The following is a 14,801-nucleotide window of genomic DNA, read 5'->3' as shown; positions in this document are numbered from 1 at the left end:
GCGTCACTCCGCTCCTTGAGCGCTGCTGAACAACGGCAGGATTACCTGCGCGCAGGTGCCGCGACCGAGCCGCGAACGCAGCTGCAGTTCGCCCTGATGAGCACGCGCCACTGCCTTGACCACGGTCAGGCCAAGACCCGTGCCGGTAGTCTTGGTGGTGAAAAAGGGTTCGCCCAATCGCTCCAGAACAGCGGCGTCGATACCGCTGCCACTGTCGCTGACGCACAGGCGCAGGTTATTGCCGCGGGTGTAGAGGTGAATCTTGAGGCGCAATTGACCGGCACTGGCCTGAATGGCGTTCTCGATCAGATTGAGGATCGCGCCGACCAGAGTGTCGCGATTGCACAGCAACTCCCCCGAGTGACTGTCGCACTGCCAGCGGATCGGCAGATCCTGTACGTGGGTCAGCGCCGCCGCTTGCAACGATTGCATCAGCTGACCGGGCGTCACGCGGTCGGTCAGCGGCAACTCGCCCCGGGCGAACACCAGCATGTCGCGCACCTGGTGCTCCAGCTCGTGCAGGCGCTCCTTGAGGCGCCCGGCAAAGCGCTGCTGAGTAGCGACCGGCAACTCTTGCTCGGTCAAATGACTGGCATACAGCAACGCGGCGGACAACGGCGTGCGTATCTGATGAGCCAATGAAGCGACCATGCGCCCCAATGACGACAGACGCTCATGACGGGCCAGTTGATCCTGCAGATGGCGGGTTTCAGTCAGGTCATTGAGCAGCACCAACTGGCCGGGCTCGGCGTCCAGCGAGCGCGTGGCGATCGACAGACGCCGACCATCCTTGAGGGAGACTTCGTGACCATCGTCTTCTCGCGGCGCAAAACAGCGGGCAATGACGTGGCGCCACAATTCACCTTCCAGCGGCAGACCCAGCAACTCGAACGCCGCCGGATTGGCTTCGCGCACGATGCCCTGGGCGTCAATGACGATGACCCCGCCGGGTAACAGATCAAGGAGATTTTGCAGGCGGTTGGCCAGGCGTTCCTTTTCCGCCAGCTCCTGCATGCGCTGGGCGCTGACCACCGCCAGTTCACCCTTGAGCTCGGTTACCCGGGCTTCAAGCATGCTGTAGGAATCGGTCAACTGAGTGGACATCTGATTGAACAGTGCGAATGCCTGCTCAAGACCCAGCCGACTCGCCTGCTCTACGGACGACGGTTGCCGCGAAGCATCAGGGACAGGAGACATCTGGGCGGCTTGGGGCATTGTGCTCTCTCGCTTGGCTGACCGTCAGTTAAACGGAACGTTGCGAGGGACTTAGCAATACCCGTGCCTAAAAAAAACTTCCTATAAATGAATGACTTGAAAAACAGGCGTCAATCATCCGCCTGTTCGTCTCCATCACGCCGGCTCATGCCGTACTTGCGCATCTTTTCCACCAGCGTGGTACGACGGATACGCAACCGCTCGGCCGCGCGCGCCACAATGCCGTTGGCATCATCCAGCGCCTGCTGAATCAAGCCTTGCTCCAGACCACCGAGGTAGTCCTTCAGGTCCAGGCCTTCCGGAGGCAACATGGCGCTGGCCGTGAAGTCCGGCGTATGACCGTTGATGGCCACACGCTCTTCCAGATCACTGCGCAGGCTGTCGACCATCTGCTCGTCTTCATCGTCGACGTAGCGAAATTTCTTCGGCAACTCGACCACGCCGATCACGCCGTAGGGATGCATGATCGCCATGCGCTCCACCAGGTTGGCCAGTTCGCGGACGTTGCCCGGCCAGCCATGCCGGCACAGCGACATGATCGCCGCCGAGTTGAACCGGATCGACCCGCGCTTCTCGTGCTCCATGCGCGAGATCAGTTCGTTCATCAGCAGCGGAATGTCTTCGACGCGCTCACGCAGCGGCGCCATCTCGATCGGGAACACATTCAGGCGGTAGTACAAATCTTCGCGGAAGGTGCCGATCTCGATCATGCTTTCGAGATTCTTGTGGGTCGCCGCAATGATGCGCACGTCGACGCTTTGAGTCTTGTTGCTGCCCACGCGCTCGAAGGTGCGCTCCTGCAATACACGCAGCAACTTGACCTGCATCGGCAGCGGCATGTCGCCGATTTCATCGAGGAACAGGGTGCCGCCGTTGGCCAGCTCGAATCGACCGGCGCGGCTGGTGWTCGCCCCGGTGAAGGCACCCTTTTCATGACCGAACAGCTCGCTTTCCAGCAACTCGGCCGGAATCGCCCCGCAGTTGACCGGCACGAACGGCGCTTCGCGGCGCTTGGAATGGTAATGCAGGTTGCGTGCAACCACTTCCTTGCCCGTTCCGGACTCACCGAGGATCAGCACGCTGGCATCGGTATCGGCGACTTGCTGCATCATCTGGCGGACGTGTTGAATCGCCCGGCTGGTGCCGACAAGACTGCGGAAAAGATTGGGTTCGCGATGACGACCGCGCTCGCGGGCCTGATCGTACATCTCGCGATAGACCTGGGCACGGTGCAGCGAATCGAGCAATTTGCTGTAGCTGGGCGGCATTTCCAGGGTTGAAAGCACTCGACGACGCTGGTCTTCCGGCAGGTCAATGGAAGAATTATCGCCCATTAACAAAACCGGAAGGAACTCATCCCAGGTCGAGAGTGTCTTTAACAAGCCCAGAAGCGCACCAGGAGCATTGACCGTCCCGATAAGGACACAGATTACTTCACGACTTGACGACAAAGAGCCGACAGCCTGCTGCCAGTCATGGCTTGCGCAGGGTAAATTTTCTTCACCGAGAAAATTCAAAATCACCGCCAGGTCGCGGCGGCGGACGCTATCGTCATCAATCAGCAGAATTTTGGTTTCACGCCACATGCAATAGCAACTTCCCTAGTCAACTCAATGCCCAAAATGCTGGGGCAAGCTAGACGCTTGCAGACACGTTATGCCTGAAGACGACTGAAATCTGGAACCAGCCACTAGTTAAGTCAAAAAACCGTGCACAGTCAAATTTATGGCGCACATATCTGGATTAACTTGGGGTTAATTATCCAAACAGATGGTAAACCTTTGCTGCGTTCCGCGCTTGCTGGATCTGAGACATTTCATCGACTATCGCCTGCCTCTCCCCCATCGCCACCTCAAGTAGCTGCTTGTAGACATACAGCAACTCCTCAAGATTGCTACGCAGAACTTCTTCGTCCAGCGAAGCCTCGCTCAAGACGTCTTCCATGCAGGAACGGCAATCCAGGTCCAATTGACCGATAGCCTCCCAGTTGCGCTCGGCCAGAGCACCGACCAGCGCTTCTCGAGTTTGTTCTATTCGCTGCAATACAAGACTCATGGCGATCTCCCTAGAACTGCGGACCTGGCGCAGCAATGCCGTCCCAGCCTTCTTTCACCGTGCGCAGCAACCCCGCGACTTCATCGAGAGTCTTCGGATCGCTGCTGATGTTCGCCTCGGCCAGACGCTTCATCATGTAGATGTAAAGACTGTCGAGTTCGCCCACGGCTTCGGCGCAATTTTCAAGATCCAGGCCTTCACGCAAGCCACCGATGATGCCGATCGCCTTGCTGATCGACACACACTTGCCGGGAATGTCCTTGCGCTCCAGCGCGCCTTTGGCCTGAGCGATCCGGTCCAGGCCACCTTCCATGAGCATCTGCACCAAACGATGCGGACTCGCTTCGGACGTCTGGGCGTGCGCCCCCACTTTCTGATACTGCCGAAGGGCTAACATTGGATTCATGTTCTACCTCACTACCACAATGACTCGTATAGCCAGTGTATCGTCCGCGCACCGGGAAACTTTAGATCAAAAGACAAAAACCCGGCACACGCGAAAATGCGTAGCCGGGTTTTGTCGACAGCTTAAAACTAGCTGTTGGACTTCTGGGCGTTCAAGGAAGTGAAGAACGAGGTGATGTTCGTCGCCGTCGCCTTCATTTGCCCGACCAAAAGGTCCATTGCGTTGTATTTGGCGGTCAACGTCTTGGTCATGTTGGCGACTCGCAAGTCCAACGCAGTCTGCTGATTTGAAAGGTTCTTGCTCACGCTCTGCAGGTTGGTATTGCGCTGATCAAGCAACCCGCCCGTCTGCACATAAGGTTTGATTGCAGTGCCCATGCGCGCCAGCAGGCCGTTGGTAGCATTGCTACCGTTGAACAACTGCTGCACCTGGCCGCTCATGCCGTTGATGGCCATCGTCTTATTGAACGCCGTTGTATCGAACGCCAGGTTGCCGGTTTTCTCGTTAGTCAGCACGCCGATCTGCGACAGCACGGCCAATGGACCGCCCGCCCCGGGAGCCGTCAGCACACCGCGGATATCGGAAATCAGTGTGCGCGACATCGAGTCGCCGGTAAACGCCGCCTGAACCGTCAGGTTGCCATCGGCATCCGCGGTCGCCTTGGACAGGGAATTGATGGTGTTCATCAGGGTGTTGTAGGAATCGACGAACGACTGGATCGATGTTTGCAAACCCGTGGTGTTGGTCGCGACGGTGACGGTCGCCGCAGCCGGCGGCGTACCCGGACTCACCGACGCCAGGTTCAGGGTCAGGCCGCTGACTGCGCCGGTTACCGTATTGCTCTTGCTGGTCACTGCCAGGCCATCGATGGTCAGCGATGCATCCACCGCAACCCCGTTGACAGCCCCTGAACTTGAAGCCGAAGGGTTGGCGCCCATCGCTTGGGTACCGTCGATATCAAGGCCGGCGATACCGCTGACCGTCAGGTCGGAACCCGCGCCGGTCTTGCTGGAGCTGATCACCAGTCGCGACGCACCACTGCTGTCGGTCACGATGTTGGCAGAAATACCATTACTCGCCTGCGCGGAGTTGATGGCATCCCGGGTGCTCTGCAGGGTCGCATTGGCTGGAATCGTGACATCGTAATCAGTGCCATTCTGACTGATTTTCAAAGTACCACTCGGAATGGCACTGGCCGCACCGCCGGCGAAAGAAGCACTGGCGACTTTCGAGCTGGTGGCCAGGTTATTCACAACAACGCTGTAGGTACCGGCAACGGCGGTATTGTCGGAAGTCGCACCCAGAATCGACGGGGTACCCGAAGTGGCGGTATAGCCCGCAAACACAGGATTGGTCTTGCTACCGAGATTGGTCAGCGCCGTCTGAAAGGCCGTCAGTGCGCTTTTCAGGGAACCGACACCGGAAATCTTCAGCGTGTTGGTTTTGGTCTGAGTATCGATCTGCGTCTGTTTCGCCGATTTGTCGGCGTTGACTAGCGCAGTGACGATCGCACCGATATCCAGGCCAGAGCCTAAGCCCGTACCCGGTAAAATTGGACTTGCCATTTTGCGTCTCCCTTCAGGTTGCTGCCACTCTTTTGGCCAATACCTGCGCCCAAGAACGTACAAACACTATTCATGCCAGCTATCAGACTTTGGCGTCGAACAATACATGGCTCGCATTGCTCAGGCTTTCTGCCAGCTTGAGGGCTTCTGCGGAGGGGATCTGTCGCACGACTTCACCCGTTTCGCTTGCAATCACTTTGACGACGACCTTTCCGGATTGCTCGTCTATCGAGAACTCCAGATTGCGCTTGATCGACTGTACGAACTTTTCGATCTGCTGCACCGCCTGCTTCAGGTGGACGTCATCCGCCTCCGGTTTCTTATCCGCCGCCGGCGTCACGCTCGCGGCTTCAGGCTTTTCCGGCGCTTTATCCGAGACAGCGCTCGCTGGCTGGGGAGCCGGATAAGACACGCCAAGCTTTACGCTCATCTCCATGTCCAACACCTCTTAACGTAAAAAGCGAGAGAGCGTGACCAGCACACTCCCCCGCTTAAACTCATTCCGAAATTACTGAAGCAGTTTCAGTACAGCGGAAGGCAGTTGGTTGGCTTGAGCCAGAACCGAGGTAGAAGCCTGTYGCAGGGTTTGCTGCTTGGTCAGGTTCGCGGTTTCTGCGGCGAAGTCGGTGTCTTGTACACGGCCTTGTGCAGCAGTGGTGTTTTCCACGATGTTCTGCAGGTTGGAGATGGTGCTGGTCAGACGGTTCTGCGAAGCACCCAGGTTTGCGCGGGTGGCGTTGATCGATGCCAGAGCAGCGTCGATCGCGGTGATTGCGTTGTCGATGTTGGCAGACAGGGTAGCGGAAGTCGCACCGGTCAGAACAACAGTACCGCTGCCTACGGACAGGGATACGGCGTCGAACTTGGAGCTCAGTACCAGGTCGATGCGGTTGGCCGAACCAGTGTTGGCGCCAACTTGCAGCTGCATGGTGCCAGCCGAACCGTCCAGCAGGTTTTTGCCGTTCAGGTTGGTAGAGGCAGAGATACGGGTGATTTCGTCAGACATCTGAGCGAATTCGGAGTTGGTAGCGGTCTGGTCAGCAGTGCTGTTGGTACCGTTACGTGCTTTAACAGCCAGTTCACGCATACGCTGCAGAATGTCGGTCGAAGCTTGCAGCGCGCCTTCAGCGGTCTGGGCAACGGAGATACCGTCGTTGGCGTTCTGCACTGCCTGGTTGCCACCACGAATCTGTGCGGCCATGCGAGTTGCGATCTGCAGGCCAGCGGCGTCGTCTTTCGCGCTGTTGATTTTCAGGCCGGAAGACAGGCGAGCCATCGAAGTCGACAGAGCGTCGGTAGCACGGTTCAGGTTCTTCTGAACGTTCAACGACGTGGTGTTGGTGTTTACTGTTAAAGCCATGACGAATTCCTCGTTGGTTGGGTACTGCGGCTTCCGGCCCTGGCAACCGCCGGGTATGGCCTAGAGAACCTTCGTAATAGTTATCGTCGGGTTGGCAGGTTGCTTGAGGGCTTTTTTTAAAAAAAATGCCATCACCCTGCCACCCCCGAGAAAACAAGGGCTTAGCGCCCCTCAACCACGAAAAAATGACGCCATAAAACTGTCCAGCCCACAAACGCCCGTGCCAAAGCTGTTGCTGCCCCTCAGTCCGGCAGGTTTTCGAGCAGCTCGATCAACTCATATTCCATGAAGTCGGCGAGCCCCAGCCAATCCTGGCGCTCCTGACAGGCCAGCATTTGCCTGAGCATCAAAGCCCAGGCCTGCTGAACCTCCTGGGGCGTCTGCGCAAACAGTCGCTGCGCCTCATCGAACAGATCAACCATGTTCAATGCCGCTTCGACATCACGCCCCAGGCGAAAAAGCCCTGCGCACTGCCGGTACTCATCGATGCCTTTCACTGGCGGCTTCATTGCACGAAATCCTGATTGAACCGCGTACCGGCAATCATTGCCCCAGCCCGGCTGCTATTGAAAAAAAGCACCTCTGGATGCCTGGCAATGTAACGTTCGAGCTCGCACAGGTAACTGCGGAAATTCAATTGCGTCTTGACCTTCTGACCATGACCATCGTGCACCCAGTGCCTGGCCTGGTTCACCGGCGGCCCCAGGTCACCATCGTTCCAACCGGTATGGGTCCTGTTCATCGGAAAGGAAAAATCCGCACCGAAAAGCGTGATGCGCTGCGCGCCCATTTTCACCGCCAGATCGACCGCAGGATGGATCACGCTGCCGCTGACGTAGAGCTGCGCACGCGGGTGTTGCTCACGCAATTCGGCGTAGATCGGGCTGGCGGAGTAACCGCCATAACGTTTGCCTTTCCAGGCTTTCAGCATGTGTGGATCGCTCAAAGGCAAATACACCAGCGGAATGCCTTCGGAGCCCTCGCCCGGCAAGTGCAGCACGCTGATGCGCTGATCGATGCTCACGACCAGGTCAGGTTTGATTCCGTGCTCGCGAAGGGGCCGGTAAGCGGTATCCACGCTGATGAACAGCGGTCGCGGCGTTTGATTGCGCACCGCTGCCAAACGCTCGAAATTTCCTTCAAGGCTGGGCCCTGTGGCGATCACATAGATTTCACGCCCGGAACACGTGCCAAACAGCTGTGCCACATCATCATCGGCGAGCAGCACTTCAAGGGTGTCCTGCAAGCGCTGCTGAATGACGGGAGACTGCGGGTCGAACTCACGATTGTTGAAACTCAGGTGCACTTCGCTGACCAGCCGATCACGAATCTTCGCACTAAAGTCATCCGCCAGCAGCATCTCGGCAGGCAATGCAAAGAACGGTGTGCAGATGTCCGACAGATCGCCGGCATACAGCAATTGCACACGCGGATCGCCCAGCCACTGGCGCTGATCGATCAGCTGCAACACCAGCGCGAAAAGCGCGCCGTTGAGAATATGGACATAGAGCTTTTCAAGCCCGGCGCGCTCCAGCAAAACCGAAGGCAAATCGCCGAAGCCGGTGCCGTAAACGTGCAGCTGTGCCTTGTCGAGCGGGAGGCTGGCGGCCTGCAAACGGGCCTCGCTCAGGCGATCATGGCGGCTGGTGAGCTGGATGCCACCCACACACAACGTCGAGTCCCGCCCTTCGATCAGGTCGACATCGACGGCCAGGCGATCTTCCGTTTCCAATCGCGCATACAGCGACGGCCAGCGCCGCTGGATAACCTGAGCATTGTCTTCAAAGCATTCGCTCATGCTACCTCGCATTCCTTACAAGCAAAAAAGCGCTCAAGGTTAACCCTTGAGCGCTTTTTTGTACCGGCCTTTTTATTAAAAAACTTTCACTCAAGGGCGATAGATGATCGCCGAACCCCATGACAGCCCCACACCGAAACCGCTGAGCGCAACGCGCTTCCATTCGGAATCGAGGATATGCTTTTCCAGCAGCAATGGAATGCTCGACGACACCGTGTTACCGGTCTCGACCATGTCCTTGATGAACTTCTGCGGGCATTCTTCGAAACGCCGCGCGACCGCATCGACAATCGCCGCGCTGCCCTGGTGAATGCAGAACGCGTCGATGTCGTCGGCGCTCAGTTGCGACTCGCCGAGCAACTCATGCAAATGTGCCGGCACCTTGAGCAGTGCGAAGTTGAATACCTGGCGGCCATTCATGAAGAACACGCCGTCGCTGACTTTCAAATGTGGCGCGCCGGAACCGTCGGTGCCGAACTTGGCCTTGCCCAGTGCCCAGGTCGGGTTTTCACCCATCCAGGTCGCGGTGGCCGCATCGCCGAACAACATGGTGGTGTTACGATCTTCCGGGTCGACGATCTTCGAATACGGGTCGGCGGTGATCAGCAGGCCGTTCTTCAGGCCTGCGGCCTCCATGAAGCCCTTGATCGCATAGATGCCGTAGACGTAACCGGAACAGCCCAGGGAAATATCGAACGCGGCGACGTTGGTCGGCAGGCCGAGTTTGTCCTGCACGATGGCCGCGGTATGCGGCAGGCCTTCTTCGTCACCGTTCTGGGTGACGATAATCAACGCATCGATGGATTCACGTTTCAGATCAGGGTTGCCGGCAAACAGCGCATTGGCCGCTTCAACGCACAGATCCGATGTTTCCTGATCAACGCCCTTGCGCGGCAGGAAAGCCGAACCGATCTTGCCCAGGATGAATTCTTCATCCTTCTCGAATTTTGCACCTTGTGCGTAATTGTCCACGCCGGCTACAGGAACGTAGCTCGCAATGCTTTTTATGCCAATCATTACGGCTTCCCAATAATAAACAGCCCAATACCACCACCCGCAGGAATCGAGGGGCGCCGACAAACCTGGATTTCTGTCACCCCAAGGCGACGGCCGGGAAGCATAAAGGACTATCACTGAACCCGATAAAGGGTCAGGCGCCATCTTCCCGGTCAATACAATACAGTGAAGATGCCCGTTATGACTCGCAGGTCACGCTATTTTGCCGAATCAGCCCGGCAATGGGTCATTCGACCAACGACCAGTCCAGTGGTGTTCCACGCTTGATAGCCTGACGGGCACGGCGTTCCAGGAGGCTTTGCGCATGTTTGGGCGCCAGCCCGAGACCCGGACGGATGGCTCGCAGATTTTTCCCGTCGAAGGGCTCACCGGCCTCCATGTCCCGGGTGACATATAACGATCGACGGTACACCAGGGATTGGCGCTCCGCCTCGGTGACGCCGTAATGCACGTGCCCCATGGCTTGCCAGGCGCGTTCGGTTTCGATCACCAGGCTGGCCAGCTCCGAGGGCTCCAGAGAGAAACTGGCGTCGACGCCACCGGCCGCACGCTCGAGGGTGAAATGCTTTTCCACCACCGTTGCGCCCAGTGCCACCGCCGCCACGGACACACCGACGCCCATGGAGTGATCGGACAGCCCCACCTGGCAATCGAACAATTCCCGCAAATGCGGGATCGTGCGCACATTGCTGTTCGCGGGAGATGCCGGATAGGTACTGGTGCATTTGAGCAGCACCAGATCCTTGCACCCAGCCTCGCGGGCGGCGCGCACGGTTTCATCGAGCTCGGCGATGCTGGCCATGCCGGTGGAAATGATCAGCGGCTTGCCCGTCGCGGCCACCCGGCGAATCAACGGCAAATCGGTGTTTTCGAAACTGGCGATCTTGTAGGCCGGCACCTCGAGGCTTTCGAGAAAGTCCACGGCGCTCTTATCGAATGGCGTGGAGAACGCCAGCAGGCCCAGTTCTTTGGCGCGAGCGAAAATCGGCGCATGCCATTCCCAGGGCGTGTGGGCCTTCTCGTACAACGCGTACAACGAAGTACCGGCCCACAGGCTGTTCGGGTCCTTGATGAAAAACTCGCCTTCAGCCAGGTCCAGGGTCATGGTGTCGGCGGTGTAGGTCTGCAGCTTCAATGCATGGGCACCGGCCCTGGCCGCGGCCTCGACGATTTGCAGCGCCACGTCCAGGGACTGGTTATGATTGCCGCTCATCTCGGCAATGATGAAAGGTGGCGCATCGGCACCGATCAGGCGATCGCCAATCTTGAAGCTAGTCATCTGCGTGATCCTTCAATACGCGCGTGAACGCGCAGGCACTCTGGGTAAAACCGGCTTCGCGAAAGACGTTCAGCGACGGCTGGTTAGCGGGCAACACCTGGGCGGTGAGCGACTGAAGTTCCGGCCAGAGGGCCTTCACAAAGGTTTCCCCACGGGCCAGCAGCGCCCTGCCCCAGCCCAGGCCGAACCGGCCTTCGAACAGATAAATCGACACCTCGGCGCTAAAGCCACGCAGGTCATAACGCAGCACACCGACCGGACCGTCATCGGCCTCGGCAATCAACAGCAGTCGCCAGGGATTGTTCAGGCTCGCGGCCAGCCAGTTTTGGTGCGCAGGCCATTCGATCACGCCGGTCTCCAGCGACCAGCGGCGCACGGCCTCGGTGTTGCGCCCGTCGAACAACAACTGCGCATCACCCAGGGTCGCCGGGCGCATCCTCAGCACCGCACCGGCCAGCGCAACCGCTACCCGCTGCGCCCCACGCCCATCGACAAGTTGTCGCGACTGCTGTGCCAGGCTCTGGCGCAAACCCTGATTACCCGCGACAAAGCCAATGGCCAGGCGCAACTGCTCGACACTGACCTGCTCGCGGGCGCCCATGAACACATGGGCGCCCGCGGCCGCCATCACCTCGCCGTTGGCCTGCTGGTTGTTCGATACGGCAATGCAGATCGTCGGCAGCCCCATGGCCGCCCGCTCCCAACTGGTGCCGCCACCCGCGCCGACAAACAGGTCAGCTTCGGTCATCAATCGATAAAAGTCGCTGACAAAACTGTGCAGGCGCCAATGCGGGCGACTGGCCGCCAACGCCTGCATCTGCGCCCAGGCCGGATTATCCGCACCGGCGACAAAATCGACTTCCAGCTCGGCAAAATCCGCCAGCGCCAGCATTGCATGATGGGTTTGCATGGCCGCGTCGAACCCACCGAAGTTCACCAGAACACGCCGGGCCTGTGGTTTGATGTCGATGGCCGGGCAACAGAACTCGTCGCGCAACATGGCAAACCGGGGACCGAACAATGTCCGGCAGCCCGGCGTCAGCAGCGAGGTATAAGCCTCTGGCGTACCCGAGAGATTCTGGTTCAGCAACAAGTCGGCGCTGTAGGTCCGCGTGGCGAGGTCATCCACTACCGCGATCCGTGGCGCCCAGCGCCGCGCGGCCGTCTGCCAGTGATGATCGAGGCCGTAGTGGTCGACAATGATCCAGTCAAACGCCGGCTGGTGCTCCAGCAACGGCTCGAGCGCGGCGACGTCCGCCTGCCATGGCAGCATGGATTCGATGGCTTGCTGCGGGTCTTCATCGCTGTAGCGCTCAGGCAGCGCGAAGGTTTCGAAACCTTCGGCCCGCAGTGCCTCCACTCGATGCCCGGGTAACAGGCGACAGGCGAAAGCCACGTGACTGCCCTGCCGGCGCAACACGCGGGCCAGGCACAGGCAACGCGCGATGTGGCCGCTGCCGATGGTCGGCGAGGCGTCAGAGCGAATCAGCACTCTCATTGCAGCTCACCTGCGGCTTTAAGCGCGGCATACAGGTACTCCGCGCGCTTCCAGTCCTGCGGTGTGTCGATGTCCTGCACCAGATGACGCGGCAGGATGACCGGCAGGCTGTACGGTGAATACAGCACCTCGCCACGCAGCCAGGCGTCGCTGCGGCCCCAGTAGAACTGCCCGGCATCCTGATAGGCGACCGACAAATCCTGGGAGCGGGTGTCACGATACTGCGGATACAGTGCCGTCAATGCGCCGCGATCATCAAGGGTCAAGGCTCGCTGAACCGGAAAACCGAAGTCGCACACCGAAAAGGCGAACGACTTGTCGGGATGCTGATCCAGCAGGCTCAGCCCTTGGGCAAGAAATCGTGTTTGCAACAACGGCGCGGTCGCGTAGATGCAGCAGGCGCGATCAAACTCGTCACCCTGTTCGCCCAATGCTTGCAGGGCATGGGCGATCACCGCTGCGGTCCCCGTGAAGTCGTCGGCCAGTGCCGCCGGGCGCATGAAGGGCACCTGAGCGCCACAGTCCCGCGCCAGTCCGGCGATTTCTTCGTCGTCGGTGCTGACCACGATCCGGGAAAACAACCCGGACTCCATCGCGACCTGAATCGAGCGGGCAATCATCGGCACACCGGCGAACGGCTTGAGGTTCTTGCGGGGTATGCGTTTGCTGCCACCGCGGGCCGGTATGATGGCGACGTTGTTCAACGGCGTTTTTCCAGGACAAACCAGGTGATGTCATCCACCGGGAATTGCCGATCGCGGTGGTAGCCAAAACCGTAATCGAGCAGTTGCAGGTCGTCGTAGCGATCGAGCATTTCACCGGCAAAATCGCGTTTGAACAACTTGCCGCTATTGCCGCGATACGGGACTTCGACCGGCGCCGGATTGTAGTACTCGGCGATCAGTATGTAGCGCTGGCTCAGCTCATACAGTTGCGCGTATGCGGCCGGCAGCAACTCCGGCGCCAGGTGAATCAGCACGCCTTTGCTCAGGGTCAGGTCGAAGGTGCGTTCGCGGGGGAAATCGAACAGCGATCCCTGCCAGATCTGTGCAATACCCAACGCCTGGGCAGCAGCACAGGCACTGGCATTGATCTCCACACCGAACAACTCGCAGCGCGGCAACAGCTGACGCAGTGCCTGCAGGTTGTTGCCGGCATTGGTGCCCAGTTCCACCAGGCTGTCGATGCGCCCGACCCGTGTCAGCGCCTTGGCAAACAGCGCCAGGTTAGCTGCCACCAGCGGCTGTCCGACATTGCGATCAACGTACTGGTTGCCGAATTCGCCCTGCCAGAAAGTTTCCTGCTCGGTCAGTTCACGCATCACACATTTCCCACCCGCCGTAATGGCTGGATTATTTCGATCAGTTGCCGCATCTGCTCGACCACATAGTCCTGTTGTTCATCACTGAGCAACGGGTACAACGGCAGGCTGATGGCTTCGGCGTAGTAACGTTCGGCCTGTGGAAAATCACCTTCGGCGAACCCGAGATCACGATAGTAAGGCTGAAAATGCACGGGAATGTAGTGCAGGTTCACACCGACCCCGGCAGCTCGCAAGCCCTCGAACACCTCACGATGGGTGAGATTGATCTGATCGAGTTGCAGGCGCACTACATACAGATGCCATGACGACTCGGCCTCAGGCTGCGCACTGGGCAGGGTCAGCGGCAAATACGCCAGCAAGCGCTCATAACGCGCCGCCAGTTCACGCCGACGCTCGATAAACTCATCGAGTTTGTTCAACTGCGACAAACCAAGGGCCGCCTGCAGGTCGGTAATGCGGTAATTGAAACCCAGCTCCACCTGTTCGTAGTACCAGGGGCCGTGACTGGGTCCGGTTATTTGTTGCGGATCACGGGTCATGCCATGGCTGCGCAAGCGTTGCAAACGCTCGGCGAGTTCCGGGCTGTTGGTCATGACCATGCCGCCCTCGGCACTGGTGATGATCTTCACCGGATGAAAGCTGAACACGGTCATTGCGGCAAACTCGCCACAACCCACCGGGCGCCCGGCGTAGGACGCACCGGCGGCATGGGCCGCATCTTCGATCACCGTTATGCCATAGCGCCTGGCCAGTGCGGCAATCCTGCGCATGTCGCAGCTCTGCCCCGAGAACGCCACGGCCACGAGCACTTTCGGCAACCGGCCTTCACGTTCGGCCCGTTCCAGCTTGACGGCCAGCGCAGCGGCATCGAGGTTCCAGGTCAGCGGGTCGATATCGACAAAATCCACCTCGGCACCGCAGTAGCGACCACAGTTTGCCGAGGCGAGAAAGGTGTTCGGTGTCGTCCACAGCCAATCGCCCGGGCCGAGCCCCGCCGCCAGGCAAGCGATGTGCAGGGCCGCCGTGGCATTGCACACCGCCACGGCAAAACCGGCCTCGCAGCGTTCGGCCATGGCTCGCTCGAAGCGCTCGATGGTCGGCCCCTGGGTCAGCCAGTCAGACTGCAACACACCGACCACGGCGTCGATGTCCGCCTGATCAAGGCTTTGCCGAGCGTAAGGAATCATGCTGGCAACCAGACACGCACCAGCGCGTCCCGGATGATCTGACGCCCGAACGAACCGGTCCGGCCTGCAATGAAAATCGAAATACCGTTGTGCATGC

At 59.2% G+C, this 14,801-nt stretch carries 15 protein-coding genes; all 15 read right to left on the bottom strand.

Features of this window, described 5'->3' with window-relative positions; all coding sequences use genetic code 11:
• Nucleotides 1-3: 3 nt before the first annotated feature.
• Complete coding sequence (locus tag AC1DU9_RS08745) at nucleotides 4-1,197, bottom strand: sensor histidine kinase (protein ID WP_477810018.1); 1,194 nt, start codon at nucleotides 1,195-1,197, stop codon at nucleotides 4-6.
• A 128-nt stretch (nucleotides 1,198-1,325) separates the two neighbouring features.
• Complete coding sequence (locus AC1DU9_RS08740) at nucleotides 1,326-2,801, bottom strand: sigma-54 dependent transcriptional regulator (protein WP_477810001.1); 1,476 nt, start codon at nucleotides 2,799-2,801, stop codon at nucleotides 1,326-1,328.
• Between the two features lie 172 nt (nucleotides 2,802-2,973).
• Complete coding sequence (gene fliT, locus AC1DU9_RS08735) at nucleotides 2,974-3,270, bottom strand: flagellar protein FliT (RefSeq protein WP_223461353.1); 297 nt, start codon at nucleotides 3,268-3,270, stop codon at nucleotides 2,974-2,976.
• Between the two features lie 10 nt (nucleotides 3,271-3,280).
• Complete coding sequence (gene fliS, locus AC1DU9_RS08730; protein WP_477810000.1) at nucleotides 3,281-3,676, bottom strand: flagellar export chaperone FliS; 396 nt, start codon at nucleotides 3,674-3,676, stop codon at nucleotides 3,281-3,283.
• Between the two features lie 128 nt (nucleotides 3,677-3,804).
• Nucleotides 3,805-5,241 carry a flagellar filament capping protein FliD gene (fliD, locus tag AC1DU9_RS08725; RefSeq protein WP_477809999.1) on the bottom strand — a complete coding sequence of 479 codons (1,437 nt, stop codon included), beginning with the start codon at nucleotides 5,239-5,241 and terminating at the stop codon, nucleotides 3,805-3,807.
• Between the two features lie 82 nt (nucleotides 5,242-5,323).
• Entirely contained in the window at nucleotides 5,324-5,677 is a 354-nt protein-coding gene (locus tag AC1DU9_RS08720; protein ID WP_223461347.1) for a flagellar protein FlaG, read from the bottom strand.
• Nucleotides 5,678-5,749: 72 nt separating this feature from the next.
• Entirely contained in the window at nucleotides 5,750-6,601 is an 852-nt protein-coding gene (locus AC1DU9_RS08715; protein ID WP_477809998.1) for a flagellin domain-containing protein, read from the bottom strand.
• Nucleotides 6,602-6,843: 242 nt separating this feature from the next.
• Nucleotides 6,844-7,110: a hypothetical protein gene (locus tag AC1DU9_RS08710; RefSeq protein WP_223461345.1), complete on the bottom strand. Its 267-nt coding sequence runs from the start codon at nucleotides 7,108-7,110 to the stop codon at nucleotides 6,844-6,846.
• Nucleotides 7,107-8,399 carry a motility associated factor glycosyltransferase family protein gene (locus AC1DU9_RS08705; protein WP_477809997.1) on the bottom strand — a complete coding sequence of 431 codons (1,293 nt, stop codon included), beginning with the start codon at nucleotides 8,397-8,399 and terminating at the stop codon, nucleotides 7,107-7,109. The genes AC1DU9_RS08710 and AC1DU9_RS08705 overlap by 4 nt, the downstream gene beginning before the upstream one ends.
• Before the next feature lie 90 nt (nucleotides 8,400-8,489).
• Nucleotides 8,490-9,416 carry a ketoacyl-ACP synthase III gene (locus tag AC1DU9_RS08700; protein WP_223461341.1) on the bottom strand — a complete coding sequence of 309 codons (927 nt, stop codon included), beginning with the start codon at nucleotides 9,414-9,416 and terminating at the stop codon, nucleotides 8,490-8,492.
• Between the two features lie 226 nt (nucleotides 9,417-9,642).
• Nucleotides 9,643-10,695, bottom strand: a complete 1,053-nt coding sequence (gene pseI / locus AC1DU9_RS08695; protein WP_223461339.1) for a pseudaminic acid synthase — start codon at nucleotides 10,693-10,695, stop codon at nucleotides 9,643-9,645.
• Nucleotides 10,688-12,193, bottom strand: coding sequence for a UDP-2,4-diacetamido-2,4,6-trideoxy-beta-L-altropyranose hydrolase (gene pseG, locus AC1DU9_RS08690; RefSeq protein ID WP_223461337.1), 1,506 nt, complete (start codon nucleotides 12,191-12,193; stop codon nucleotides 10,688-10,690). The genes pseI and pseG overlap by 8 nt, the downstream gene beginning before the upstream one ends.
• Complete coding sequence (pseF, locus tag AC1DU9_RS08685; protein WP_223461335.1) at nucleotides 12,190-12,897, bottom strand: pseudaminic acid cytidylyltransferase; 708 nt, start codon at nucleotides 12,895-12,897, stop codon at nucleotides 12,190-12,192. Before pseF ends, pseG begins: the two co-directional genes overlap by 4 nt.
• Nucleotides 12,894-13,514, bottom strand: a complete 621-nt coding sequence (locus AC1DU9_RS08680; RefSeq protein WP_223461333.1) for a pseudaminic acid biosynthesis-associated methylase — start codon at nucleotides 13,512-13,514, stop codon at nucleotides 12,894-12,896. The genes pseF and AC1DU9_RS08680 overlap by 4 nt, the downstream gene beginning before the upstream one ends.
• Nucleotides 13,514-14,704, bottom strand: a complete 1,191-nt coding sequence (gene pseC, locus AC1DU9_RS08675) for a UDP-4-amino-4,6-dideoxy-N-acetyl-beta-L-altrosamine transaminase (protein WP_477809996.1) — start codon at nucleotides 14,702-14,704, stop codon at nucleotides 13,514-13,516. The genes AC1DU9_RS08680 and pseC overlap by 1 nt, the downstream gene beginning before the upstream one ends.
• Nucleotides 14,705-14,801 lie beyond the last annotated feature (97 nt).

The sequence above is a fragment of the Pseudomonas sp. P4_C1 genome (assembly GCF_056402155.1).
The sequence above is the reverse complement of the archived record's forward strand: the minus strand, read 5'-3'. Positions and strand labels throughout refer to the sequence as shown.